We start from the raw sequence: 26,229 nt of genomic DNA, 5'->3' as shown, positions 1-26,229 counted from the left end.
GTCATGATCAACACACTTGCAGATCGCATCCGCGGGCTTGCCTCGCTCTTTTGGCGCGAAGTAGCCAAGTTCGGCGCTGTCGGCGGTGTTGCGTTCGTCATAGATTCAGCTGTGTACATCTGGCTGTTCTCCGGCCCCATGCACGGCAGCGAGGTCTGGGCCAAGGCTATCGCAACGGTCGTGGCCAGCGTGTTTTCCTGGGTTGCCAACAGGTTCTGGACCTTCCGTCACCGCAAGCAAGCCAACGTGGTCCGTGAGGCTGTGCTGTTCGCCGTGATGAACATCGTCGGGCTGTTGATCGCCTCGGGCTGTGTGTGGGTCGCCAAGTACCTGCTGGGTCTGAATGACAAGCCATCGCTCTTCATCGCGGGCAGCGTGGTCGGACTGATTCTCGGAACGATTTTCCGGTTCTTTGCCTACCGGTTCTGGGTCTTCAACGAAGAGCTCGACGAAGAGCCGGCCTTCTCGCATGACCACGAGCTCATCGAGGCCCACCACAGGGCCAAGGCGAAGGCCATCCACGCCACTAGCGCCGACGCTGGCTCCGATGAAGGCGAAGAAGCGGTCAAGCGCCGCTGACGCGCTCGTTGTCCAGCAAATGCTGGGTGATTTCCACATCGGGGTGAACCAGCACCACTGAGCCGTCTTCCTTCCACGCGCCTAGCGCGTCCGCCAAGGCTGATTCCAAGCCGTCGGCCGCACGGACCAGCAGTCGAACGCCGGTCTCGTGTTCTTTGGCAAAACCGTCCAGCAATTCGTCGTGTGAGTGTCCGGCCTGAGGGCGGCGCAGAGCAGGGAGCCCGGCGTCCGGTTCGGCGTGGGCCATGAAGACGTCACCGTGGGAGCGGACTTCTGCTGCGTAGTCGACGACGCCGGCCGGGAGTTCTCCGGGCCAGCGCATCGCGAGTGCCGCCAGCGGCACCGCGACCACGGCATCAAAGTCCGCGCCAGCACCGACGTCGGGAGCGTCTGTGACAAGGAGATCGGCGCTGCCGCCGTCGAGCACCAATTCCATGCCCAATTGCCAGCCGGCCAGCGCCCACACAAGGGACTTCCAATGGGCCGGCAAGTCCAAGCGCAAGGTCATGCCCGGCTCAGCGTCGAACTCGTCCTGGAGCAGGTTGCTGGTCTTTGCAACCCAATTGTCCAGAACCCGGCCTGAAAGCTCCACCCGCTCTGCGTCTGGTCCGTACCAAGTCAGGCGGGGTGATGTAGCGTGCCCGGAACGCAGGGCTGCCATCAGATTCATCGCAGGGGTGCTCATGGCTACATCTTGCCACGGGGCGCTCGGGCAGGAGCCAGGGTATGTGAATTGCGCCACACCGGGCCGCTTGGCGTCGAGTGCGCTGACGATCCGGGAGTCTCATGATTTCCCTGAAATTCAGCGAAAATACAGATTAACTGATTCGGGGCATCCGCTTTTCGACTACGCGCGCGGGTGGTTCGAAAAAATCCCGGGCGTGGCGCGGCAGTAGTTAGTGCGGAAAGTTGATTATTATCCCGGCGCGGCTTGACGGCTTGGTAGTTACACGCGTGTAATTAGATATCGAACGCCGCTGCGGGAGTATCGGGTACATAACCGAGTACCGAATGAGCACGGCAGCAGCTGCAACATCAGGAGGGACGCCATGGGGCAAGCGTTGCGTATCCAGGAAGATGCAGTCGTCGCGGAATACGCGTCGGTGAAGTACCGCTCGCGGGAAGTTCCGGGGGATTGGTATGTTGACCCGGCAGACCCGCAGGCGGCGGACCGCTATATAGAGACCACTCGCGAGTCGCTGGAAGATCAGGCAACAGCCCTTCTTGCTGCACACGAGGCTCTCGTGGGGGACGCGCCGGTAGATCCGGAGGACGATCTGGACGATCCTCCCATGGAGCTGCGCCGTCCGTTCGACAACCCGGCCCAGCCGGTGTGGATCGGGTTTCCGAGCCAAGGGGACTTCGCCGACGAAGGCGAACTCGGTTGGCAGACGGACGCCCTGTGCGCCCAGACGGACCCTGAGGCGTTCTTCCCCGAAAAGGGTGGCTCCACGCGGGATGCCAAGAAGGTTTGCGGAGCGTGCAACGTACGTTCGCAGTGCCTCGAATACGCACTCGCCAATGATGAACGTTTTGGTATCTGGGGCGGGCTCTCTGAGCGTGAACGCCGCAGGCTGAGGAAGCGAGCGGTCTGATTCTCAAGGCAGTGCACGTTACCGCCGTCGTCGTCTCGCATGACGGTGGTAACTATCTCCCCAGAACCCTGGCGGCTCTGCTGGACCAGACGCGTCCGGCAGATGCCGCCATTGGCATTGATACGGGTTCCCGTGACAAGTCCGCAGCGTTGCTGCGGCGGGCCCTCGGCGAGGGCAATGTCACCAACACGGGTGAATCCAAAGTGGGCTTCGGCGCGGCTGTCATGGCTGGCCTGGCCCGTTCGGCCCCTTCCAAGGAACCGGGAACCGCGGAATGGATCTGGCTGTTGCACGACGACGCCGCCCCCGCCCCTGAGGCACTCGCTGAGCTGCTTCAGGCAGTCGAGCGCGCTCCCTCGGTGACGGTGGCGGGTTGCAAGCAGCTTGCCTGGGACACCGAACGCAGGCTTATCGACGCCGGCCTGTCCACGAGCCGGTGGGCCGAACGGCTCACGCTCATCGAGGCCGACGAACTCGACCAGGGCCAGTACGACGGACGGACCGACACTTTCGCCGTGAATTCCGCGGGCATGCTGATCCGGCGCGACGCGTGGGAGGAATTGGGTGGCTTTGACCCTGCGCTCCCGGGTGTGGGAGACGACGTCGATTTTTGCTGGCGTAACTGGCTTGCGGGCAACAGAGTAGTGGTGGTCCCGGCGGCACGTATGTTCCACGTCGAGCACCGGCCCCACAGCCTGGCGACACCCGCGGCTGCCCGCAAGAGCCAGGTCCACTTGAGGCTCACCCATGCCTCGCCGTGGAAGGTTCCATTGCACGCGATCGGCGCCCTGCTCGGAAGCCTGTTGCGGCTAGTATTGAGCATTCTTGTCAAGGAACCGGGCTACGGAATATCCCAGCTTGGTGCCACGCTTGCGGCCCTCGGCCGTCCCAGGGCGATTTGGCGCGCCAGGAGGAATGCTGCCCGGACACGGCGGGTGCGGCGTTCCGTGATCAAGGGCCTGCAGACTCCGCGGCGCGAGGTTTGGGCGCACCGCCGCTCCCTCGTGGAAGCGATTGGTGCAGACGACTTCCAGGAGGCCCCGGATTCCCTTGCACCGGAACCGAGCGGCGATGCCGGCGATGATTTCGCGGCCCTTGCCACGAATGAGCGAGGCTGGGTCGGCTCAGGTGCCGTAGCTGCCGGGTTCGTTGCCCTGGTTGCTTCCTTCGTAGGTCTGTTGGGACTCGTGGGCGCGGGTGGGGTGACCGGCGGCGGACTTCTGCCGGTGGCCGCGGCCGCGGACATCTGGCGGTCAGCCTCCAGCTGGTGGATCAGCTTGGGCGTTGGACTGCCCGGTCACGGTGATCCCTTCGCCTACGTACTGTGGCTCTTGTCGATGCTCGGCGCAGGGGACTCCAATGCCGCCATCGTATGGCTGTTGTTCCTGGCCATGCCTTTGTCCGGACTGGGTGCCTGGTTTGCCGCCGGCGCAATGACTACGCTGCGCCGTTACCGCTTCATCGCTGCACTGCTCTGGGCCGGTGCCCCCGTTCTCCAAGTCGCTTTGAACCAGGGAAGGCCCGGAGCGCTCCTGGCCCACATGGTGATGCCTTTGCTGGTCCTGGCACTCTTGCGGGCTACGGGATCGGCGCTTGGTCGCGACGGATCTACGTTGAACCAGAACCGGCTTCAGGATCAACTCCGGCTGGCCAGCGCCACCTCGGCCAAGCCGTTGCCGGGGAAACCGGGCATCAACGGCACGCCTTCCTGGACGGCTGCTGCGGCGGCCGGCCTTGCTCTGGCAGTAGTGACCGCCTCTGCGCCGTCCCTGCTACTCCCCATCGCGGTCCTCGTTGTCTTTTGCGGTATCGCTCTGGGGCGGCGCGGGCGGACCGTCTGGTGGTCGTTGCTTCCAAGCGCCGCGCTGTTTGCGCCGTACGTGCTCTCGGTCCTCGAGCGGCCACGTGCCATGCTGGCCGATCCGGGCGTCCCGCTCGGTTTCGAAGCCGCGCCGTTGTGGCAGCAGTTGCTGGGCCAGCCCCTGAAATTCGACGTCGATGGCGGATTGGCCGGCTTGGCGCTGTTTGGCCCGTCGGGCGCGCCGTGGGCGCTGCTGCTTGCCGTGCTGGTTGGCGCACCGGTCCTCCTGCTGTCGATCGCAGCCCTCTTCGTGCCCGGGCGGCGCTCACGCGTCACGCGTTTCCTTTGGGCGGGGGCCCTCCTGCTCTTGGCCTGGGCCTGGCTCGCCGGGCACGTGGCGACAGCCGCCAACGGCAACCTGCTCGTAGCACCCTTCACGGGACCGGCAGTTTCCGCTGCCTGGTTCGCCCTGCTGGGAGCCGCGCTGATTGGAGCCGAAAACCTCCTCCAGCTCACGGCCAAGGCGGAAGACGGCAAGCTGGCCAGGCGCGCTGCAGTGCGGGTCCTGTCTGCTCTGACAACCGTTCTCCTGGTTGCCGGACCCTTGGCCAGCATGGGCGTTTGGGCAACTCAGAACGTGATGAGCAATGCGGATACCGCGCCGTCGACCAGCGGTGCCCTCGGTGCCACGCGCCTGGTCCAGCCGACAGGGCAGAACACGCTTCCGGCCACCGCCGTCGACCACGGCCAAGGGCCTGAGCAGACCCGCACTCTGGTGATCACGGCGGGTGAGAACGGTGGCTACACGTCATCCCTGATGCGTGGGGCCGGGACCACGCTGGACTCGCTCTCCACCGTGGCCGCCGCCAGTTCCATCATGGGCTCAGCTGGCCAAGAACGCCTCGCGGCCGATGACGACGCGACCGCGTCCATCCGGAACGCAGTAGCTACTATTGTCGCGGGAACGGGCGTGGACCCGCGGCCCAGCCTTGAGCAGCTCGGTGCTGGATTCGTTGTCCTGAAGTCAGCCGATGCCGCTGCACAGTTGACCGCCAACCGGATAGATTCCGTTCCTGGCCTGGTCGCTGTGGGAAAGACCGACTCCGGGTGGCTGTGGCGTGTCACGCCGCTGAACCGGGCTGCTGCGGCGGACGCCGAAACGGCGCACCGGGTCAGGGTGGTGGATGCCAAGGGAGCCGTTGTTGCCCTCTTGCCTTCCCTCGGGACGTCTGCCGAGGGTGACATCCCGCCAGGCGGGGATGGCCGCTTGGTGGTGCTCGCTGAGCGGGCGGATTCCGGCTGGAGCGCTTGGCTGGATGGCCGCCGGCTGAGCTCGACCACCTCTGGATGGGCCCAAGCATTCGCCTTGCCGCCTGCAGGGGGCAAGGTCGAGATCCGTTACACCACGGTTTGGGAGCCTTGGCTCGGCATTCTGCAGGCCGTAGTGATTGGTTTGACCATCTTGCTGGCCATTCCCATGCCTGCCCGCAGGCCGAAGGCCGGCCTCCTGAAGGAACAAAAAACTCTCCGTAAGGAATACAGCAGTGTCTGACAACCAAGAACCTACGTCAGGGACGCCCGCCCGGCTGGGTAGCGCGGAGCCGGGAAGTGGCGGGACAAGGGAACGCGGCCAGCGCAAAGCCGGGAACAAGAACCGCAAAAAGAACAATGCCGTCGTGTTCGGAGTGCTTTCGGCCGCAATGCTTCTTGCGGCAGGGGCGGGCATAGTCTCGGCGGCATCAATAGTGCCGGCACCCGCAGGGAACAAGACCTTGGACATGTCCCTGGCCGATGTCCCAGCAGGCAAGGCGACCCCTGTGTGTCCCGCGCCTCCCCGCCTCCCTGAGGGAACCGCCGCGGGCACCGACACCCAGTTCAGCCCCGTTTCGCGTTCGGCCAAGAGCTTCTTGGATGCAGTAGTGCTCAGCGATGCTGCCGGATCTGTTCCCGGAAGCAGCCTCGCCTCCCTGGGTGGCGCCGCTATTGCCGAAATCGCCAAGGCCCCTGCCGCCGCCCAGACTCCTGTACCGGGGCCTCCCATCCTCAAGGCGGGCGTCGTGGCCCAGCGGCCGGCGAATGACGTAACTGTGGTGGGAGCGGATCCCATCGGCGGCCAAAAGGCCGCTGTGGCAGGACTGATGAGCTACACCGCCAGCGACGGCGATCTCCGCGGGCTTGCGGCGGCACCCTGCCAGCAACCTGGCAACGATGCTTGGCTCCTCGGTGCCAGCACGGCACTGGGACGAACGGCGGTTTTGAATATCAGCAATGCTTCGGGGACCCCGGCTACGGTCAATCTTGACCTATACGGTGCCCGTGGCCAGATCCAAGCATCGGATAGCCGCGGCTTGCTGGTTTCGCCAGGAACCACCAGGTCTATCAACTTAGCCGGCCTGGCCCCGAACGAAGGCCAGCTATCGGTGCACTTGCGCAGCAGCGGCGGGCCCGTTGCGTCAAGCATTCAGCAGAGCATTCTCCGTGGCCTGACGGCCGGTGGTGTCGAGCTGATGACACCCGGTGCTGCGGCCGCCGACTCCCAAGTCATGACCGGGGTGGACATCCAGGACCCGGCCGCCGTGAAGTCGCTCGCCGCCAAGGCAGGTTTTTCCGACGCCGTTCCAGCGCTGCAGATTACCGTCCCGGGGCCTGCGGATGCGGTACTCGATGTTCGGTTGTTCGGGCCGAACGGGCAGCGCGCGTTTCCCGGAGGGGGAGCGGTGACTGCCAAGGCTGGTTCGGTGACCCAAGTGCCGCTCACGGGCGTGCCCGCTGGCATGTACACAGTCAGCGCCACCTCGGACGTTCCTTTCGCCGCGTCCACCCGCGTCACACGAGGACTCAAGGCTGAGGATCCGGTCGACTTCGCCTGGTCTCCCGCCGCGGTCCGTTTGGGCAGCCAGCACGTGATGGCGGTGCCCCAAGGCGGCACGCGCTTCCTCAGCTTCGGCGTGCCGGCAGGGCGCGCCACCGTCAGCTATGCGCCGGTCACGTCGGACGGCAAGGTGCACAAGACGGAAACGGTGGAGATCGCCGGGGGAACTACCTCAGTCATCGGGGTACCAGAGAAATCCGACGGCGCCACGATCACCGGCTACATCGTGTCAGCAGCAGGGGACGCGGCCTACGGCGCACTCGTGCTTGGTCAGGCCGATCAATCCGGGGTCTCGGTCCTAACCATCCAAGATGGCACGGCGGGCCACGAAAAAGTACAGGTCACCCTGGGTTACTGAGCACCGGCCTGCCGGGTGGCAGCTTACTGATAACGACGGCGATAGACAGGGTCCAGGGTCTCCGGCGGTACGCCGAGCATCTCGGCCGTGTATTCGACGACGACGTCGTGCACCAGGTCTTGGAGGTCCTCGCGGCCACCGGTGGTGTGCTCGACGACGCGGCGATAGATGGTGATGACTGGTCCCGCGCCGTGGGCTGCCGGGGTATATGAGCCCAACGGTGCCGCCGTACCTTGGGCTACCAGCTCCTCCAGGTTTGGCGGGATCTCGTCCACGGCGAAAGAGACGCCGTCGAGCCGTTTGCCCCACATGTCCTGCAGCCGTTCGGCGGAATCCAGCACGAGGTCGTCAAACTTTTCCCCACGCGTCCTGTATCCGGGAACGTTGGGAAGCATGATTTCACCGCGCAACCCCCGCCCGTGGCGGTTTCTGCGGCGCTGCCTGAAGCCGCGTACGGACGTGCCCGCCGTCGTCGTTTCCTGGCTGTCCTCGGTATCAGACAAATGGACTGTGAAGCCCGGAACGTGGTGCTGTGACTGCATATATCGACTTTAGACCCGTGCTTACGCCAACGCGACATAATGCCCGCTAAGAGGCAATGCACCGCGCCGCGGCGAAGTGGGGCTAATCTGGGATGTTGTGGGTGCAATTCGCCAGTGTTCCAGATCAGCTTGCCGCCAATCCGCGGTGGCCACTTTGACGTACGTCTACGCCGAATCGACGGCAGTGCTGGGTCCTTTGGCTACGTATGCCGAGCCCCATTCCTACGACCTGTGCGCGCAGCATGCAGAATCGCTGACCGTACCGAGGGGCTGGGAAGTCATGCGACTCGCCATGCCGTCCTCGCCGCCCCAGCCCGGACCCGACGACCTCCTTGCACTGGCCAATGCCGTGCGTGAAGCGGCCTCGGCCCCGGCACCGGAACAGCGCACGGTCCGCGCCCCCTTTGATGGACCACCGCCTGCCGAGGGAACAACTAGACGTCATCTTCGCATCCTGCGCGATCCTTCCTGAACTGCCTTGGACGCAGCGAGAACCGCGCGGCGTCTGACTCAGTGTGTCGTTACTCCCTTTGTGACAAGGTTCCGTGGGGCAGCGGGTTGTACGCTGGAAGCTGCATATCAGTCCAAAGCGGCGCCTGTGATGGTGCCATCCAGGGAGCTTCAACCATGCCAAAGGTCAGTCCTGAATTGTTGTCCATCCTGCGTTGCCCCGTCACCGGGTCCCCGCTGGAGCAGGACGGCGAGGAGCTTGTCTCGACGGCGGCGGCCGCCTCGGGTGAAAAGATCCGCTATGCCATCCAGGATGGGATCCCCCTGTTGCTGCCTCCAGAGCTGCTGGCGGCCGCCAACGCCGCTGCCTCGGACCGGCACGACGGTCCCCGCCGCGCCTGAGCCCCACCTGACTTCAACCATTCGGTACTTTTAAGGACTTCCATGACTTTCGACTACAAGGTTGCCGACATTTCCCTGGCCGAAGCCGGGCGCCACCAGATCCGCTTGGCCGAGCACGAAATGCCGGGCCTCATGTCGCTGCGCGCCGAGTTCGGTCCGAGCCAGCCGCTCAAGGGAGCACGCATCGCGGGCTCCCTGCACATGACCGTGCAGACCGCTGTGCTCATCGAGACGCTGACAGCCCTGGGCGCCGAGGTCCGCTGGGCCTCCTGCAACATCTTCTCCACGCAGGACGAGGCCGCAGCCGCCGTCGTGGTCGGCAAGGGGACCGTCGCTGATCCCCAAGGCGTTCCCGTCTTCGCTTGGAAAGGCGAGACCCTTGAGGAATACTGGTGGACCGCCGAACAGATCCTCAGCTGGCCCGGCGCGGACGCCAACCCGGAGTTGGGCCCCAACATGATCCTCGACGACGGCGGCGACGCCACGTTGCTGGTCCACAAGGGCGTCGAGTTCGAAGCCGCAGGTGCGGTGCCGACCGCTACGGAAAGCGATCCTGAAGAGTACGCACTTATCCTGGACGTGCTGCGCAAGAGCCTTGCCGCCGACCCCAAGAAGTGGACCCGCATTGCTGCCGGCATCCGTGGCGTGAGCGAGGAAACCACCACGGGCGTGCACCGCCTCTACCAGCTCGCAGAGCAGGGCAAGCTCCTCTTCCCGGCGATCAACGTCAACGACTCCGTGACGAAGAGCAAATTCGACAACAAGTACGGCATCCGCCACTCTTTGCCGGACGGCATCAACCGTGCCACGGATGTCCTTATGGGCGGCAAGGTCGCCGTGGTCTGCGGTTATGGCGACGTCGGCAAGGGCGCTGCTGAGGCACTCCGTGGCCAGGGTTCACGCGTCATTGTGACCGAGATCGACCCCATCTGCGCACTCCAGGCAGCCATGGACGGCTACCAAGTAGCCAAGCTGGATTCGGTCCTGGAACAGGGCGATATCTTCATCACGACCACAGGCAACAAGGACGTCATCATGGCCTCCGACATGCTCCGGATGAAGAACAAGGCGATCGTGGGCAACATTGGCCACTTCGACAACGAGATCGACATGGCCGGTCTGGCAAAGCTCGCGGGTGTGCAGAAGGTCGAAATCAAGCCGCAGGTGCATGAGTGGGTCTTCCCGGCAGCTGATGGCCGCGACGAGCGCTCGATCATCGTACTTTCCGAAGGCCGCCTGCTGAACCTGGGCAACGCGACCGGCCATCCCTCGTTCGTCATGAGCAACTCCTTCGCCAACCAGACGATCGCCCAGATCGAGCTGTGGACCAAGAAGGACCAGCCCAAGGCCGAGCGTGAATATTCGAACCAGGTTTACGTGCTGCCGAAGATCCTCGACGAGAAGGTCGCTCGCCTCCATTTGGACGCGTTGGGTGTGGAATTGACCGAACTCAGCAAGGAACAGGCCGAATACCTGGATCTTGATGTTGCCGGGCCGTACAAGCCCGAACACTACCGGTACTGAGAGCTCCGGCTGGGAGCGCGCAGACCAGCGAGTTCCCAGCCAATATCAAGCCACGCCCCTTAGAATGCGGCTGTGGGGCGTGACTTTTTTTGGGGGGGCGTGAGTTTTTGGAGAAATCAAACATGGGTCTTAATCCTGACAGCGGGCACGCTGACGCCCCTGATCACCGGGACACCACTGAGCGCTGGGACGCCACTGATCACCGGGACACCACTGAGCGCTGGGACGCCTTCGAGCAGGCGGACGCCGCAGAACACACGGACGCTGGCACTGTCCATGCGCACACGAAGCGAAGCAGGTTCCGGAAGGTGGCCTGGATTGTGGTTGTCTGCCTTATTGCTGCGCTCAGCGGGACCTTCGCTGCCGTGGCGCCGCATGCGGCCAATGCGGCGATCGAGTCCGAAGGATCATCCGGGGAACGCAGCGAGGCGGGTGCAGTGCTGCCCGTCGTGAAGCCCCCCACCGTGGTTGTCTCACCCGCGAGTGGGGCCAAACAGGTGAATCCCGCGGCGCCCGTCACCATCACCGTCAAGGACGGAACCCTGGAAAGGGTCTCCTTGACGAGTACCAAAGGAAAGACCATCGAAGGCGCGTTGACCCCGAACGGTCTCAGCTGGACCGCCACTACGCCCCTCGAATTCAACACCTCCTACACTTTCAACTACACCGTGGCGGACACTGCGGGCCGCGCTACGTCAAAAACCGAGTCCTTCACGACGGTCTCCACGCAGAACGAGGCTGACGCCGCGATGTACCCCTTGGATGGGTCCAAAGTAGGCGTCGCGCAGCCGCTCCAGATCACGTTCAGCGAACCCGTGGTCAACAAGGCCGCCGTCGAGCAGGCCATCAAGGTGACGTCCACGTCGGGCCAAGTCGGAGCCTTCCACTGGTTCAGCGACACCATGGTGCGTTACCGCCCGGAGAACTTCTGGGCAGCGAACAGCACCGTGACAGTGGACCTCAAGCTGTTCGGTGTGGACTTTGGGAACGGCCAGATCGGCAACTTCAACAAGACGAACACCTTCAAGATCGGAGACAAGAAGGTTGCCATAGCTGACGCGGTCGCCCACACCTTCACGGTTAGCGTCAACGATCAGCAGGTTGGCCAGTGGCCGGACACCATGGGCGACACAAGGTTCCCTTCTGCACGGGGGTACCTGGTGCTCATGGAAAAGTACCGGGTGGAGCACATGGATGCCTCCACCATCGGTCTCAAACCTGGGGACCCTGCCTACTACGGGCAGCTTGACGTCAACTACGCCACGCGCCTGACGCCCAGCGGGGAGTTCATCCACCAAGCCACGGACACAGCCATGCCGTACATCGGCGTCACTAACCTTTCCCATGGTTGCATCGGCTTGGGACCGGACGGGGCCAAATGGGTGTTCGACAACATGGGCACCGGTGATGTCGTCCAGGTCGTCAACACCGAGGGAGATTACGCCAACTACGATGACGGCTTTGGCGATTGGAACATCCCTTGGGCGCAGTACGCCAAACGATAGGCCAGCACTGATCAGTACGCACCACTCCTCCCGCTAGAATTGACGGGTCAGTCTTGGGGACTGGCCTTCTGCTGGGGGATGTGGAGTTGCACTATGGTGCGTCAAAGGAAGCGCAAGGCCGGGAAAATTCTCGGAGTCATCGGGATTTGTGCTGGCGTTGCGGCCGGAGGTTTCGGTGGGGCCACCGTGCCTACGTGGCTGGGCACTGTCGTGGAGTCCGAATCGGGATCACCGCAGCGCACGGACGCCGGGCTGGCGTCCGCCATCGTCAAGGCGGTGGAACTGGGCATCACCCCACTTGATGGCGCCCGCGAAGTGAATCCCGCCGTCGGGCCTTCCGTCAAGACCGTCCACGGCACGCTTAAGCACGTTGAACTGGTACCGGTCAAAGGCGGCACGGCCGTCGGGGGCACCATCAGCGCCGATGGCAGCACTTGGTCGACGCTGGAGCCCTTGGCGTTCAACACCGAGTACCGTTACGGCTTCACCGTTGTTGACGGCGCGGGCCGGGAGACCCGGAAAACACAGACCTTCATCACGGTGTCCACACCCAATGAAGCCGACGCCGCCGTGTTCCCCCAAGATGGATCCACCATGGGTTCGGGGCAGCCCATCGAAATCAACTTCAGCGAGCCGGTAGCGGACAAGGCCGCCATGGAGAAGGCTGTGAAGATCACCGTTTCCTCAGGCCAGGAAGTGGCCTGGCGATGGTATTCGGATCGGAAAGTGCGCATCCGCCCGGAGAATTTCTGGGCAGCCAACACGAGCGTCACCGTTGACTTGCCTCTGTTCGGCAAGGATTTCGGCAACGGCATGATCGGCAACTCCAACGTCAAGGGCACTTTCAAGACCGGTCCGCAGCGGATAGCGGTAGTGGACGACGCCACCAAAACCATGAAGGTGTTTATCGACGGTGCACTCGTCAAAACGGCTCCCGTCACCCTCGGCAGCCCAGACTGGCTCTCGCCCACCGGGTACGCCGTCATCATGGAGCAAGAACGGCACTCCAAGTTCAACGCAGGCAACATCGGGCTCAAACCCGGCGACAAAGGCTACTACGCGCCGCTCGTCGTGGAGCACGCCAACCGGCTCACAAACTCAGGGGTCTATGTACACCAGGCCCTTCCGTCAGCCTACGGAGCCGTTGGCGCGTATAACGTCTCGCATGGTTGCGTCGGCCTGCTCCCGGTTGACGCCGCCTGGTTCTTCAACAACATGCGGACCGGGGACGTGGTACAGGTCCTCAATACCGGTGCCCCCGCGGTGGAGCCCCTTGAAGGCTTTGGGGACTGGAATATTGCCTGGTCCAGCTACGCGAAGCGCTGAGCGGCCTCGCAAGCGCGCGACGCCGGTTGCTCGCCTTAGCGCGTGAACGGGAGCCTGTTGAGCCGGGCGCCGACCATCGTGCTGCGTTGCTCTGCGCGGCGCAACCGTTCCAGGTCCCGGTTTCGCCGTTCGCACAACACTGCGTGCAAATAGTCTTCCGGCGTGGTTCCGGGAGGCGGTGGCGGGGCGACCTGGGTTGCCAGTTCGGTGGCGAGGGCCGCAGCCAGCCTGGAGCGTGATTCCGGAGCCATCCGGGACGCCTGCTGGATGAATTGTGAAGCGCGCCGCGCCGTGCCGTCCGGCACCCTGCCGATATCCGCGATTGCCACCCAAGCCTGCAGGTGTGGCGGGGCGTAGGGGAGGATCTTGCGTTCAGCGGGAACGCGCTGCCTGAGGGAATAGCTTCCCGCCACGACGTCTCCGAGCCTCTTTGACTTGTCGTTGAATAGGGCCACCGCGATGGCCAGTCCGCCGAACGTCGCGTAGATTTCCAGGAAACCGATCAACCCGCGGATTACCGCGTGCCGGAAGCGGATGGATCCGCCGTCGTCGCGCACGATCCTGAGCCCGGTAGCCAGCTTGCCCAGCGAGCGGCCACGGCTCAGCGTTTCCACCGCAATGGGGACGACCACAAGGCACAACACCACGCTGGACAGGACCATAGCGCGGCCGGCGGCTTCGTCCACGTCAGGTGCCACGAAGCTGAGCAGAAACAGCAAACCGAGCAGCAGCAGGACGTGCGCCACGACGTCGAGCATGAGCCCTAGGGCCCTCGCTCCGAACGATGCCGGCCGCAATTCAAGGACCACGGCCTCACCAGTAATGATCGAACTCAAGCCGTCCCCCAAAACTGCCACGTACCCCGACGATCTGGGCGGGACCGGTCGGATCCCGCTGGATTGAGTCTAGCCGTCAGGACTGATGTGCAGCAGGGGCTGCTGCGGCTCTTTGGAAGCGTTGGCATTAGGGTAGTGCCGTGGACATGGATGCCTTCTCCGTAGTGAACGGGACCAAATGGTCCCGTTTGCACGAGCTCGCGCACAAACGACGCCTTGACGGCAGCGAAGCTGACGAGCTTTTGCGGTTGTACCAAGTGGTGTCATCACACCTGTCCCTCATCCGATCCGTGGCCCCGGAGAGCGCACTGTCCGCGTCCTTGTCGGCAGCCCTGGCCCAGGCCCGCACCCGATTCACCGGGGCGAGGTCGAATTTCATGGAAGACCTCGCGCGCTTTTTCGTTGTGTCCTTGCCAGCCGCGTTCTACCGGTTGCGCTGGCTGACCGTGTGGTGCGGGGTTTTCTTTTGCCTTGTGGCTGCGGGGTACACGCTGTGGATCGGGACGTCGCCGGAGGCGTTGAGGGCCCTGGGAAGCAGCAGCGCCGTCAAACAGTACGTCGACCAAGATTTCGTTGGCTATTACTCGGAGAATCCCGCTGCGTCCTTCGCGGGGGCGGTCTGGACCAACAATGCCTGGATCGGGGCGCAGTCCGTGGCTTTGGGCATCACCGGCTTCTGGGTGCCATATATGCTGTTCTCGAACGCACAGGGCGTGGGGGTTGCTGCGGGTGTCTTTGCCGCCACCGGCAAGATGGATGTGTTTTTCAGCTACATCCTCCCGCACGGCCTCATGGAACTGACCGCCGTGTTCATCGCGTCCGCAGGCGGTCTCCGCATTTTCTGGGCCATGGTTTCGCCCGGGCCGCGTCGCAGGATGCAGGCTGTGGCGGACGAGGGGCGCGCACTGATCACAGTGGCTCTGGGCTTGGTGATTGTCCTGTTCGTTTCCGGACTCGTTGAGGCTTTCGTGACGCCCAGCCCGCTTCCGGTGTGGGCCAAGATACTGATCGGTTCACTGGTCCTCGCGGCATACTGGGTCTATGCGCTGGTGCTGGGTGGACGGGCGTTCCGTGTCGGCGCCACGGGCGACCTGGACAGCAACGACGCCGGCTACCGCGAGATAGCCGCCTAGCCGCACGCGGGTCCGGGCGCAATCCGGCGTCCGCCGGGGTGGCTCCTCGTCTCTCCGTGGAGGCGGACTGTAGGCTCGAAGATAGAGAAGATTGCCAGCGGACCGTTCCCGTACCGGCATGTGAATCCTACGGAAGTGACATTCAAGTGACCGAGAAGAGCCCGATCCCCAAAGACCCGGACGCGGATATCCACGGCGACGGCGATGAGCCGGCGTTCGATTGGATGAAGCCTGCCCCCAAGTCCACGGCACCGGACGCACGCCCGGCAACGGCTGATGAAGGCAAGGACTCTTCTGTGAAGCCGGTACCCGAGGGCAAGCCGGCGGCTGAATCCGTATCCGGCCAGCCCGAGAGCCGGGCTGACCGCAAGGCTGCCGAGGCGGCCGAAGCCGGGCCGGAACCGGCGCTCTTCGCCGAGCCTCTGCCGACGTCGGCCCTTCAAGTCCGCCCTCCGGAATCCGAGGTGGAACGTCGCAACCACGAACGCGAGCAGGCTGCCAACGCAAAACCCGTGGCGCCGCGCATTTTCCAGGTCCTGCTGGCCGTCTTCTACCCGGTGGTCCTTCTGGTGCTGGCAATCCGTGCCGTGGCCAGCCCGTTGTTTTTGTGGGTGGAGTACTACCGGCCGGGGTTCCCGGGAGACGGCTATGGCTTCAACGCCGATGACCGGATGACCTACGGTTCTTATGCCGTGGACTACCTCAGCAACTGGTCAGGTCCGCGCTATTTGGGCGAGCTCGTCAATCGGAACGGCGAGAAACTGTTCAAAGAGGGCGAAGTCTCCCACATGGCCGACGTCAAGACCGTGATGCTTTCAGCGTTCGGCGCCGGCGCCCTCATGATCATCATTGGCATCATCGCCATGCTGTACCTGCGTAAGCGAAGCACGGGCGGAATCCGGCGCGGTCTGTTCGCGGGTTCGATCGTCACCCTTGTGCTCATCCTGGGGCTGGGCACGCTTGCCGCCCTCGGCTGGCAACAGTTCTTCACGGAGTTCCACCAGATCTTCTTCGCGAACGGCACCTGGACCTTTTCGCTCGACGACACCTTGATCCGATTGTTCCCCGGACAGTTCTGGATGGACGCGGGAATAGTGATCGGCGCTTTGGTGTTCCTCGCCGCCCTGCTGACCCTCATCTTCACCTGGCCCACCCGCCGCCGTCGCGGACTGCCGGCCAAGAACGGTCCAGCCGCAGAAGACCCTGCGGACGCGAAGGCCGCCTCTTCGGAGGACGCTACCGCAATGGGCACGCTGGAGAAGTAGCAACCACGGCAATAACGAAAAAGCGCCCCCGGGAACGTCCGTTCCCGGGGGCGCTTTCTTGCGTGGGCGCCGTCCTGTCCGCGAGAGTACAGGCGGCGCGGAGTCAGCGGTTCAGATCCAGGACGGCATCCACATACGCATGCGCCAGTCCTGGTAGCTGATCACTTCCGCCGTCCATACCGGATAGAAGAACGCCGACAGCAACACGGCAAGAACCACCACAAGGCCCACCACGTAAAGTCCGGAGCGACGGCGCCACGGGGGAGAGTCGCTCCGGCCCAGGGCAAGCCCCAGTCCATAGACGAGGGCCAGCACCAGGAAAGGCTCGAAGGAGAGGGCATAGAAGTAGAACATGGTGCGGTCCGGATACATGAACCACGGCAGATACCCTGCGGCGACCCCTGCCAGGATGGCCCCGGCCCGCCAGTCGCGCCGTCCGGCCCACCAGAAAAGCACCACGAGGAGTGCAATCGTCGCGCCCCACCAGATCACGGGGTTGCCCACAGACAGGATTGCCGAGGTGCAATTAGGGAGCTCGCAGCCGGGCGTCCCTTGTTTGGGGGACTCGTAGTAGAACGACGTGGGCCGCCCCATGACCAGCCAACTCCACGGACTCGATTGATACGGGTGGGGTGAGCTGAGGCCCTGATGGAAGTTGTAGGCCTCCATGTGGTAGTAAGCAAGTGAGCGCAACGGTCCGGGAATCCATCCCCAGGTGGCAGACGGATTCGATTCCGCCCATTGCCGGTAGTAGGCGTCCTTGGAAAGGAACCAGCCGGTCCACGTGGACAAGTACACGGCTCCGGCCACCGGGATCATGGTCAAGAACGCCGGCACGCCGTCCTTGAGGATCGCGGAGCTCGGCCAACTCCGAATGCCCGCGATGCGCCGCGCGCTCATGTCCCAAAAGACCGTCATCAAGCCGAAACCGGCCACGAAGAACAATGCCGACCATTTCGTTCCAACCGCAAGGCCGAGGCAAACACCGGCCGCCAGGCGCCACCATCGAAAACCGAGCCACGGCCCTGAGGCGAGTTGCGACGGCGTTGGCCGGCCGTCCTTCGACGTGCCCGCAAGCGCGGCAAGCCGTGCTGCCAGACGGCGCCTGCCGTCGTCGCGATCCATCAAGAGGGCACCAAACGCCGCGAGCAGCCAAAACATCAGGAAGATGTCCAGCAGGGAAGTGCGCGACATGACCAAGTGGTGGCCGTCGACGGCGAGCAGCAACCCCGCGGCCGAGCCCAGGATGTGGGAACGGAACAGCTTCAGGGCGATCAGGGCGATCAGGGCGATGGAGAGGGTACCCGTCAAAGCTGCGGAGAATCGCCAGCCGAAGGAATTATCCGAACCAAAGAGCCACATCCCGAAGGCGATCATCCACTTTCCTACCGGGGGATGTACCACGTATTCGGGGGAGTTGAGCAGGACGTTGGGGTTGCCCGCGTTGAAGGCATCATTGGCCTTATCCGGCCAGGCCCGCTCGTATCCGCTGACCAGGAGCGAGTAGGCGTCCTTGACATAGTAGGTCTCGTCGAACACGAGGCTATGCGGGGCATCCAGGCGGACAAAACGCAGGATCCCGCCGAGTACGGCAGTGATGGTGGGGATCAACCAGAACCACAGTCTCAAGGAGGGCGGGTAGTCCCGCCAGCTCTGGATGCTGCCAATGAGCCGCGCACGCAGGGCCTCGGCGGTGAACGCCTCGCGGGGCCGTGTCAACCAGGTTTGCGGTGCGGGGCGCACGGAGGTATCGATCACTCGGCCCATGCTACCTTTTTCCTCCGATAGCTCCCTGGAAGTGGCACGGGGCCGGTCGCAGAGCCCGGGAAGCCAGTCCTATGCAGGGCGCGGGTCGCGCTCATCGAAAGCGGAGTTAGGCTGGACGGGTGACTGAACAGCTGAGCTCCCCGGATGAAGCCCTCGATCCTGCCCCTGCGGAGCCCGTGGAAACCCTCGCGGAGCCCGTGGAAACCCTCGCGGAGCCCGTTGAGCCACAGCCCCTTCCCGCGCTTCCCGACGGCGTGGGCCGGATCGTTCTGGCCGCCACCCCCATCGGGAACGTCGGCGATGCCTCCAGCCGGCTCATCGAGTTGCTGCAGACCGCCGACATCGTCGCGGCGGAGGACACCCGACGCTTGCATCGGCTGGTCCAGTCGCTCGGTATCACCGTGTCTGGCCGTGTGATTAGTTACCACGAGCACAATGAGGCCGCCAAGACTGAGGAACTGCTGGATCACGTCAGGGCCGGCAAGACCATCATTATGGTCAGCGACGCCGGGATGCCGGCCGTCTCCGACCCCGGCTTCCGCCTCGTCGAGGGAGCCGTGGCAGCGGGGCTCTTCGTCACCGCCTTTCCGGGACCGTCCGCCGTGCTGACTGCGCTGGCGCTTTCGGGGCTGCCCACGGACCGTTTCTGCTTTGAAGGATTCCTGCCGCGCAAAGCCGGTGAACGCAGCTCACGGCTTGCGGACCTTGGCAACGAACGCCGCACAATGGTGTTCTTCGAGGCACCACACCGGCTTGAGCCCATGCTCCGCGCCCTGCACGAGCGGTTCGGTTCGGACCGACGCATCGCCGTGTGCCGCGAATTGACCAAGACCTATGAGGAAGTCATCCGGGGAACCGTCCGGGAATTGCTCGAATGGGCTGAAAACAACGAGGTTCGGGGCGAGATTGCCGTAGTGGTGGCAGGCGCACCCGAACAGGCGCCGGGCAAGCCGGAAGACCACGTCGCCGCGGTCAACGAACTCATGGCCAAGGGCGTCAGGTTCAAGGAAGCGGTGGCTGCCGTTGCCGAAGAGGCCCGCATCAGCAAGCGTGAGTTGTACTCTGCTGTGCTCGCGGCGCGTTAGGGCTGTGCTCGCGGCGCGTTAGGGCTGTGCTCGCGGCGCGTTAGGGCTGTGCTCGCGGCGCGTTAGGGCTGTGCTCGCGCGTTGGAGAGGGGCTCGCGCGTTGGAGAGGGGCTCTCCGCGTGCTAGTCCGCGCTTCAAGCCCATGGCTGTGCAACTGCACAAACTCTTGCTCCCGCGGCAGTGCGCGAAGGCGTAGACACTGCTTCGCGGGGGGCAGTACCGTGACAGTAATTCCACAAAATCAAGTGTTGGTGCATCTCTACAACGTGCCCCAACTGACGAAGGAGTCACTGTGACTGTTACCGCCGATCGCGAAAGCGAACTTCTCGCCTCCGTTCCCACGGGGCTGCTCATCAACGGCCAGTGGCTGCCTGCGGCATCCGGCAAGACGTTCGACGTCGAGGATCCCGCCACGGGCAAGGTGCTCGTGAGCATCTCCGACGCCGGAGCAGAGGATGGCGCCGCCGCACTGGACGCTGCTGCCGCCGCGCAAGCCTCCTGGGCGCGCACCGCTCCGCGCGAGCGTGGCGAAATCCTGCGCCGTGCCTTCGAACTGGTCACGGCACGGGCCGAAGACTTCGCGCTGCTCATGACTTTGGAAATGGGTAAGCCCTTGGCCGAGGCCCGCGGCGAAGTAGCCTACGGAGCCGAGTTCCTCCGCTGGTTCTCTGAAGAAGCCGTTCGCGTCAGCGGTCGCTACTCTGCCGCCCCGGACGGGAAGAACCGCATCCTGGTCCAAAAGAAGCCGGTTGGACCCTGCCTGCTGATCACCCCGTGGAACTTCCCGCTGGCCATGGCTACCCGCAAGATCGCCCCCGCCGTCGCAGCAGGCTGCACCATGGTGCTCAAGCCCGCCAACTTGACCCCGCTGACCAGCCTGCTCTTCGCTCAGGTCATGCAGGAAGCCGGCCTCCCGGCTGGCGTGCTCAACGTCATCCAGACCTCCACGGCAGGCGCCGTCACCGGGCCCCTCATCAAGGACGACCGCCTGCGCAAGATCTCCTTCACAGGTTCCACCGCCGTCGGCCAGGCCCTCATGCGCGAAGCCGCGGACAAGGTCCTGCGCAGTTCCATGGAACTCGGCGGCAACGCACCGTTCGTGGTCTTCGAGGACGCTGACCTGGACAAGGCCGTTGAAGGCGCCGTCGCGGCCAAGATGCGCAACATGGGCGAGGCCTGCACGGCAGCCAACCGCTTCATCGTGCACGACTCCATCGCCGATTCCTTTGCCGACAAATTCGCCGCCAAGATCTCGGCACTTAACACAGCGCGCGGTACCGAGCCGGACTCCACAGTCGGTCCACTGATCGACGGCAAGGCCCGGAACGGCGTGCACGCCCTCGTGTCCGACGCCGTTGCCAACGGCGCGATCGCCGTCACCGGCGGTGCCCCGGTGGACGGCCCGGGATACTTCTACCAGCCCACCGTGCTCAAGAATGTCTCCGCGGACGCCCGCATCCTGAAGGAAGAGATCTTCGGACCGGTGGCCCCGATCATCACGTTCAAGAGCGAAGACGAAGCCATCAAGCTGGCCAACAACACCGAATACGGGCTGGTCGCCTACGTCTACACTAAGGACCTCAATCGGGGCCTGCGCGTGAGCGAAAAGATCGAGACCGGCATGCTCGGCCTCAACGCCGGCGTCATTTCCAACGCCGCGGCACCCTTCGGTGGCGTCAAGCAGTCGGGTCTGGGCCGTGAAGGCGGCTTCGAAGGCATCGAGGAATACCTCACCACGCAGTACGTCGGCATCGCTGATCCTTACGCTGACTAACAAAGCCTTCGGCAGACCTCTCGCAACGGGGACCTGCCGCTGAGTGAGGGCAGGGCACCGGAACCCAGGGTTTCGGTGCCCTGCCTTTGCCGTTCCAAACCCAACTGACTCACAGTTGTTGTCGTTTTCGGGGCCCAGAACGACATCATGCGGGGGCCCACGCCGCCAGGGTTCCCTGGCCGTGGGACCCGCCGGCAAGGGTCCCTGCCTGAGCTTGCGAAGGCTTGGAGCCGGTGGGGACTAGTTGGGTTAGCGCCGCCAGCGGATGGAGCCGAAAAGCCTTTGCGAGGATGCTGCCACCCGGCGTGCTGCCGCCGCCAAAATGCCACCCAGCCAGTGGAAGGGCGACCACAGCAGCTGGAACCACCTGGACATCAAGGACGGCGGGAACCAATCGGCACGGAGGACCGCGATCCAGGAGGCGTTGCGCCGGAACGCGGCACGGACCGCCACGATCCGGGCTGCGGCCGCGTTCGCTTGCTCCGCTGCGCCATTCGCTGCGGGATCGCCCGGGGGACCGTAACGCTGCCGTTCGAAATCGCCGGCGAGTGATGCAACCGCCTGCTGCCCGGCGTTGTCGGCGGCAGTCTCGTCAGCAGCTCCCGCCAGCGCAGCGGCCGATGCCCCAAGCACAGCCGAGTTGCGCAATCGTGCCGCGAAGTGCCGCGGCGTTTCGCTGGGCACGGGAGGTATGCCGTAGTCGGTGGCGAGATCCTGAAGCTCGGCCCAGGCCAGGGCAGGGCCGTCCCCGGATGGGGCCGGCCCGGCGCCGCCTCCGGAACGGATCTGCCCGGCCCGTGGCGGCTTCAGGCGCCGCGCCCTGATGGCGGAGCGGACCAGCCGCGGGGAGGCTGCCATCACGGCGAGGAGGAGCGCCCCGGCGACGACGTACAAGACAGTTCCGAAGCCGGTGGACGTGCCCGTTCCGACGCCAGGCCCCGCAAGCGGCGGGACCGCCGAAGCGCTCGGTTGCGGGGTCGAGGATCCCGGGGTCAGGTTTTCGTCGTGCAGGTTGGTGCTCGGACTGCCCGCCGACGCCGGTTCGGATGCATAGGGCGGGACCACGCCGCGTGAAGGGGTCGGTTCAAACGCGACCCAACCCACTCCTTCGAAATAGAGTTCAGGCCAGGCATGGGCGTCACGGGCATCCACCTCGAACTCCGGCAGGGGTTCCTGTCCTGCGACGGCAACGGTAACCCCGGTGGAGTGGCCTGGCGCGTAGCCGACGGCGATGCGGCTCGGGATTCCCGCGAGCCGCGCCATGACGGCCATGGCAGAGGCGAAGTGGACGCAGTAGCCGCTCTTCTGTTCGAGGAAATCCGCGAGCACGGACATACCGTTGCCGTCATAGCCGCCTTGGACCGGAGCCTGCAGGGAGTAGCTGAACTGGGACGAGCGCAGATAGTCCTGGATCGCCATCGCCTTGGCATAGTTACCATTGGCGCCTGCAGTGACGGTCTTGGCGGTGTTCTTCACAATGTCAGGCACATTGCTTGGCAACTGGATGAAATCCTGCGAAATGGAGGTGGGCCGGGCATTGTCCTGGCTGAGCAACGCCGACGTCAGCGTGGGCAGCGCCGAATACACCGTGTACTGCTGGTTCCTCGTGTTGGTGTCCTCGGCGCGGATGCTGAGGGTTTCGGGATCCCAGGACCAGCGTCCGCTCAGTCCGTTCACGGCCGTTGGGGCATACGGAACCGGCAGATAAGGGCTGGTGAACTGCCCGGTATCGACCACCGTCAGTTGGCGCACCAAATCGGAGGGGAGCGGGTAGTCCGGTGCCATGCGGCCTGGTCCGAGGCGCCGGGAAGCTTCACGGTCGTCCGGCGCCCAGGTATCGCCGTCGAACCTGTCAATGGTGACGGAGCGCAAGTACACGGGGGCCGTGGAACTCGTGGCGTAGGTGATGCGGCCATCGCCAGTGGGGTTCCGCAGGCTGTTGCCGAGCGTGATCATCGGGTTCAAGCCGTTGGAGACGCCCCAGGGGTTCAGGCGCGAGCCCACCGGAAACGTTCCGCGCTCGAAGCCTGGAATCGCAAGAGGCAACAGGAGCCCGAGGACCAGGGCCACGGCACCGATCACCATCGATCGTTTGAGCTGCCCTGTGCCGCGCGCGTTGTCCGTCGGTAACCGCGAATCTGGTGCGAACCACTGGCTGCACCCCAGGATCAAGATAAATCCGATGGCCGCGGCAAGGAATCCGAGCAACCCCGCGCCTTGCGGCTTGATCGTGGCCGGGAAAACGAGGACGGCCAGGAGGCCCAAACCGCTCGTGGCAGGCATCCCTAGCGGCACCGCCAAAGCATCGATGAGGACAACCACCAGGCCAAGGCTCGCGCACGCGACAAACACGATTCCGGCGTTCGGGGCCACGGGGGCAGTTTCCGAGACGAGCGTTTCGCCCGCGCGTTTCAGGAACTTGCCGAACTGGTCAAATGTCTCACCGGCGGGGACGAAGCCCGCGATGCTCTGTTGCCGGAAGAAGGTGAAGGCCAGGATGAACGCCAAGGAGACGAGCCCGCCCAACGTGGTGAGCAGCGAATGCGCCCTCAATGCACGGAGAGCAGCCAACGTCATTGCGACGGTGCACACCGTGGTGATTGCCGGAACAAGCCATGCCCAGCCCCTGAAGACTCCATTGAGTGAGAGCGCCGTCCCGAGCACGGCGATGGCGATGGCTGCGGACATCGCCCACGGGTAGGCTCCCGGCCCCGGCTTTCGTGTGCGGGGCGCCTGTCCTGGGCCACGGCGCGAAGCGTCACCGGTGCTCGCCGACGCCGCGCTCGGGGTCCGTCCTGGCGTCTCGTGCCGGGATGTGGTGGTCATCGCGGTACCGCCGCTCCGCGCCTGACGTCCATCGCTGCGGCAGCCGCGGCGAGGATCTCTCCTTGATCGAAACCGGCCCATGCGGCGGGAAGGTCGGTTCTCGAGTTGACGGCGACTGCCCGCCAGCCGCCCAGCTTCAAGGCGTCGATGATCGGCTGGGCATGGCGGGGATGGTCTGTGACCACCAGTGCAAAGGCATTGGCTCCGTAGCCAGCGGCGGGCGCCAACGCCCGGGCCTCGGCGAGCGGCATATTGCCGAGCAAAGCGAGAATGGGGCCACGCAAGCGGTGTGCTGCCAGTTTGTCCATCAGGTGGTCGTCGAAGGGCGCCTCAGCACCGTCAACGACGCCGGAGGCTTCCTTGCGGTGCTCACCATGGACGTGCCGTGCGCCAGTGAGCTGAATTGCTGCAAGGCTCTCGCCAATGGACTGCAGGCCGCCCAATCCGCTGAATTCCTCGGTTTCGGGGTCCGGCGCAGAGTGGGAACTACGGAACGCAGGATTACCCGCTGCATCGAGGAACCTCAGCGAGTAGTTCCGATCGGCAAGGTGGGCGCTGATCGACATGGCCGCCGTCACTACCCACTCGAAGTTGTCGCTGCTGACCAGTTCAAAGGCGTCTTCGTGGGCCGGACCGAACGTGGCCCCGGAACCCGACACAAAGGCGGAATAGCGCTGGTCCAGGATGATGGTCGCCTCGGGCGTAGTAACGGATTCTTCCTGCCGCACCATGAGTTCTCCATGCCGCGCGGTCGCTGCCCAGTGGACGCGCCGCATAGGGTCGCCATGACGGTATTCGCGGGTCATGACGTCGTCGTCGCTGGGATTCGCGCGGATTCGGGTGGCAGTCACCCCGTCGTTTCCGCGCGCGCCCGCGAGGCCCGTGGCGGGGAGCTCGACGGCGGCAGGCGTCACGGTGAGGATGTCGCCGTCGTCGATCGCGTGCCGGTGCAGCGACAAGCCGAAGGGATCGCAGAACTCAGCCGTGACCGGGCCGATCCTGAACTGGCCGCGCTTGCCGGAGCGCAAATGGTACTCATAGCGGCTGGTGCCGCCGGAAGCGGCACGGGCCGGAAACCGAAAGGCCGGAGGTTCACCGAAGCGCGGCGGCAACTGCTCCTCCATGATCACCGGCCCCGTGGCTGCGCCCGTCCGTGCCACGGCAAGCCGCACCGTTGCCGTGGAGGACGTTTCAACGGAAGACGGGTTGAATTCGCGGAAAACCTGAAAGCGCGGCTTGAGGACGCGAACCCCGGCAAGGGATACAAGCGGCAGCACTATCAGCAGGATGCCGAGGGCCAGGAGGTCGCGCCTGCCCATGATTTGGGCCAGGAGCAGGGAACCCACCCCGCTGGCCAGCAGCCCCCAGCCACGGGTGGTGAACAGATGCTTGGGAAGTAGATCCATCAGTGCCATGTGTGCCCCCTCTGGACGCCCGCTTAGTTGCCGCGGTGTTCCGCGCCAGCATCCTGGCTGACGGGGAGGGAGCCCAGGATCGCCCGGATGATGCTCTGTGGTGTGTCACCGGAACTCGCGGCCTTGCGGTCAAGGATAATGCGGTGCGCCAACACCGATTCGGCCACGGACATGACATCGTCCGGAAGGACGAAATCCCGTCCGTCAAGAGCGGCAGTCGCCTTGGCCGCCCGCAGTAGTTGCAAGAGGGAGCGCGGGCTGGCTCCGAGACGGAGGCGGGCGCTGTCCCGTGTCGCCCGGCCCAAGGCAACCGTATATTCCTTGACGGATTGGGAGACGAAGACCTGCTGCACCGAGGCGATCATTGCGGCGACATCCGAAGAAGTGACCACGGGAGTGACTTTCGCGAGGGGTGAGACCGCCTGATGCGTCTCGAGCATCTCGATCTCGGAAAGCTTGTCAGGGTAGCCCATGGAAATTCGAGCCATGAACCGGTCTCGCTGTGCTTCAGGCAAGGGATACGTCCCTTCCATCTCAATGGGGTTCTGCGTCGCAACCACCATGAACGGCTCAGCCAACTGGTAGGAGTGCCCGTCCACCGTCACCTGGTGCTCTTCCATGCATTCGAGTAGGGCGGACTGGGTCTTGGCCGAGGCCCGATTGATCTCGTCTCCGATCACGATGTTGGCGAACACCGCGCCCATCCGGAACTCGAACTGCCGTGATGACTGGTTGTAGATGGAGACGCCCGTGACGTCTGAAGGAAGAAGGTCCGGGGTGAACTGGATCCGGCTGACTTTGCAATCGATGGTGCGCGCGAGGGTTTTGGCGAGCAGGGTCTTGCCGACCCCCGGAACGTCCTCCACGAGCAGGTGGCCTTGGGCCAAGAGCACGGTCAAGGCAAGTTTGGCGGCTTCGGCTTTGCCGTCGATGACTTTGTTGATTGCCGCCAAGATTTTCTCGCTGGCAGCGTGGAATTGCGCAGGATCCATGACCGGCGGCTTGTGACCGTTGAACGTCTCGCGTTCGGGCGGCAAGGCAACAACAGCCTCGTCCCGCAGCAATGGCTCATCAACGGTACCGTGTCGCTTTGAATCCATGGACAACCCCTCAGCCATGACAGAACCCCTGCCGGGCCGCGGTGCCCTGGCCGGGAAATACCGCCTTTTGTACC

At 64.4% G+C, this 26,229-nt stretch carries 20 protein-coding genes; 13 read left to right on the top strand and 7 right to left on the bottom strand.

Going from position 1 to position 26,229, the window contains the following annotated elements:
- Positions 1 to 3: 3 nt before the first annotated feature.
- Positions 4 to 579: a GtrA family protein gene (locus HNP00_RS04540; RefSeq protein WP_184736388.1), complete on the top strand. Its 576-nt coding sequence runs from the start codon at positions 4 to 6 to the stop codon at positions 577 to 579.
- Here the strand turns inward: HNP00_RS04540 and HNP00_RS04535 are convergent.
- A complete protein-coding gene (locus HNP00_RS04535) occupies positions 566 to 1,264 on the bottom strand; it encodes a TIGR03089 family protein (RefSeq protein WP_184736386.1) in 699 nt (232 codons plus the stop codon). The two genes, HNP00_RS04540 and HNP00_RS04535, sit on opposite strands and share 14 nt — an antisense overlap.
- A 364-nt stretch (positions 1,265 to 1,628) precedes the next feature.
- Between HNP00_RS04535 and HNP00_RS23140 the strand changes: the two genes are divergently transcribed.
- The 3 genes from HNP00_RS23140 to HNP00_RS04520 are packed head-to-tail and all read left to right on the top strand — an operon-like array spanning position 1,629 to position 7,205.
- Entirely contained in the window at positions 1,629 to 2,174 is a 546-nt protein-coding gene (locus HNP00_RS23140) for a WhiB family transcriptional regulator (protein ID WP_260404756.1), read from the top strand.
- 11 nt (positions 2,175 to 2,185) lie between these two features.
- Complete coding sequence (locus HNP00_RS04525; protein ID WP_184736384.1) at positions 2,186 to 5,527, top strand: glycosyltransferase family 2 protein; 3,342 nt, start codon at positions 2,186 to 2,188, stop codon at positions 5,525 to 5,527.
- Complete coding sequence (locus HNP00_RS04520; RefSeq protein WP_184736382.1) at positions 5,520 to 7,205, top strand: DUF5719 family protein; 1,686 nt, start codon at positions 5,520 to 5,522, stop codon at positions 7,203 to 7,205. Before HNP00_RS04525 ends, HNP00_RS04520 begins: the two co-directional genes overlap by 8 nt.
- Before the next feature lie 23 nt (positions 7,206 to 7,228).
- On the opposite strand, the gene HNP00_RS04515 is transcribed toward HNP00_RS04520, so the two are convergent.
- A complete protein-coding gene (locus HNP00_RS04515; protein ID WP_184736380.1) occupies positions 7,229 to 7,747 on the bottom strand; it encodes a metallopeptidase family protein in 519 nt (172 codons plus the stop codon).
- Positions 7,748 to 7,844: 97 nt separating this feature from the next.
- On the opposite strand from HNP00_RS04515, the gene HNP00_RS04510 reads away from it, so the two are divergent.
- From HNP00_RS04510 to HNP00_RS04490, 5 genes are all read left to right on the top strand, one after another.
- Positions 7,845 to 8,219, top strand: coding sequence for a DUF3499 domain-containing protein (locus tag HNP00_RS04510; protein WP_184736378.1), 375 nt, complete (start codon positions 7,845 to 7,847; stop codon positions 8,217 to 8,219).
- 155 nt (positions 8,220 to 8,374) lie between these two features.
- Positions 8,375 to 8,599 (top strand): Trm112 family protein, encoded by a 225-nt coding sequence (locus HNP00_RS04505; protein WP_184736376.1) that lies wholly within the window; start codon positions 8,375 to 8,377, stop codon positions 8,597 to 8,599.
- A gap of 42 nt (positions 8,600 to 8,641) precedes the next feature.
- Positions 8,642 to 10,123, top strand: coding sequence for an adenosylhomocysteinase (ahcY, locus tag HNP00_RS04500; protein ID WP_184736374.1), 1,482 nt, complete (start codon positions 8,642 to 8,644; stop codon positions 10,121 to 10,123).
- A gap of 122 nt (positions 10,124 to 10,245) precedes the next feature.
- Positions 10,246 to 11,628 carry an Ig-like domain-containing protein gene (locus HNP00_RS04495; protein WP_184736372.1) on the top strand — a complete coding sequence of 461 codons (1,383 nt, stop codon included), beginning with the start codon at positions 10,246 to 10,248 and terminating at the stop codon, positions 11,626 to 11,628.
- A gap of 93 nt (positions 11,629 to 11,721) precedes the next feature.
- Positions 11,722 to 12,954: an Ig-like domain-containing protein gene (locus tag HNP00_RS04490; RefSeq protein WP_184736370.1), complete on the top strand. Its 1,233-nt coding sequence runs from the start codon at positions 11,722 to 11,724 to the stop codon at positions 12,952 to 12,954.
- A 35-nt stretch (positions 12,955 to 12,989) separates the two neighbouring features.
- On the opposite strand, the gene HNP00_RS04485 is transcribed toward HNP00_RS04490, so the two are convergent.
- Positions 12,990 to 13,790 carry an RDD family protein gene (locus HNP00_RS04485; RefSeq protein WP_184736368.1) on the bottom strand — a complete coding sequence of 267 codons (801 nt, stop codon included), beginning with the start codon at positions 13,788 to 13,790 and terminating at the stop codon, positions 12,990 to 12,992.
- Positions 13,791 to 13,930: 140 nt separating this feature from the next.
- On the opposite strand from HNP00_RS04485, the gene HNP00_RS04480 reads away from it, so the two are divergent.
- Positions 13,931 to 14,923, top strand: coding sequence for a stage II sporulation protein M (locus HNP00_RS04480; protein ID WP_184736366.1), 993 nt, complete (start codon positions 13,931 to 13,933; stop codon positions 14,921 to 14,923).
- A gap of 146 nt (positions 14,924 to 15,069) precedes the next feature.
- Complete coding sequence (locus HNP00_RS04475) at positions 15,070 to 16,188, top strand: TIGR01906 family membrane protein (protein ID WP_184736364.1); 1,119 nt, start codon at positions 15,070 to 15,072, stop codon at positions 16,186 to 16,188.
- 111 nt (positions 16,189 to 16,299) lie between these two features.
- Here the strand turns inward: HNP00_RS04475 and HNP00_RS04470 are convergent, their stop codons facing one another.
- Positions 16,300 to 17,946: a dolichyl-phosphate-mannose--protein mannosyltransferase gene (locus HNP00_RS04470; RefSeq protein ID WP_395893777.1), complete on the bottom strand. Its 1,647-nt coding sequence runs from the start codon at positions 17,944 to 17,946 to the stop codon at positions 16,300 to 16,302.
- Between the two features lie 206 nt (positions 17,947 to 18,152).
- On the opposite strand from HNP00_RS04470, the gene rsmI reads away from it, so the two are divergent.
- Together rsmI and HNP00_RS04460 are read left to right on the top strand one after the other, a co-directional pair.
- Positions 18,153 to 19,040 carry a 16S rRNA (cytidine(1402)-2'-O)-methyltransferase gene (gene rsmI / locus HNP00_RS04465; protein WP_311770503.1) on the top strand — a complete coding sequence of 296 codons (888 nt, stop codon included), beginning with the start codon at positions 18,153 to 18,155 and terminating at the stop codon, positions 19,038 to 19,040.
- 292 nt (positions 19,041 to 19,332) lie between these two features.
- The gene (locus tag HNP00_RS04460) at positions 19,333 to 20,814 is read left to right on the top strand and encodes an NAD-dependent succinate-semialdehyde dehydrogenase (RefSeq protein ID WP_184736354.1); all 1,482 of its coding nucleotides are present in this window, start codon (positions 19,333 to 19,335) and stop codon (positions 20,812 to 20,814) included.
- A 249-nt stretch (positions 20,815 to 21,063) separates the two neighbouring features.
- Here HNP00_RS04460 and HNP00_RS04455 read toward each other — a convergent pair whose 3' ends face one another.
- From HNP00_RS04455 to HNP00_RS04445, 3 genes are read right to left on the bottom strand one after another with little or no spacing between them, the layout of a single operon-like run.
- Positions 21,064 to 23,640: a DUF3488 and transglutaminase-like domain-containing protein gene (locus HNP00_RS04455; protein ID WP_184736352.1), complete on the bottom strand. Its 2,577-nt coding sequence runs from the start codon at positions 23,638 to 23,640 to the stop codon at positions 21,064 to 21,066.
- Positions 23,637 to 25,055, bottom strand: a complete 1,419-nt coding sequence (locus HNP00_RS04450; protein ID WP_184736350.1) for a DUF58 domain-containing protein — start codon at positions 25,053 to 25,055, stop codon at positions 23,637 to 23,639. Before HNP00_RS04450 ends, HNP00_RS04455 begins: the two co-directional genes overlap by 4 nt.
- 23 nt (positions 25,056 to 25,078) lie before the next feature.
- Positions 25,079 to 26,155 (bottom strand): MoxR family ATPase, encoded by a 1,077-nt coding sequence (locus HNP00_RS04445; protein WP_184736348.1) that lies wholly within the window; start codon positions 26,153 to 26,155, stop codon positions 25,079 to 25,081.
- Positions 26,156 to 26,229: the final 74 nt, after the last annotated feature.

Origin of the sequence: Arthrobacter sp. AZCC_0090 (assembly GCF_014207375.1) — a bacterium.
Lineage (GTDB): Bacteria > Actinomycetota > Actinomycetes > Actinomycetales > Micrococcaceae > Arthrobacter.
Note: the sequence above shows the minus strand (reverse complement) of the source record. Positions and strands in the feature narration are given on the sequence as shown.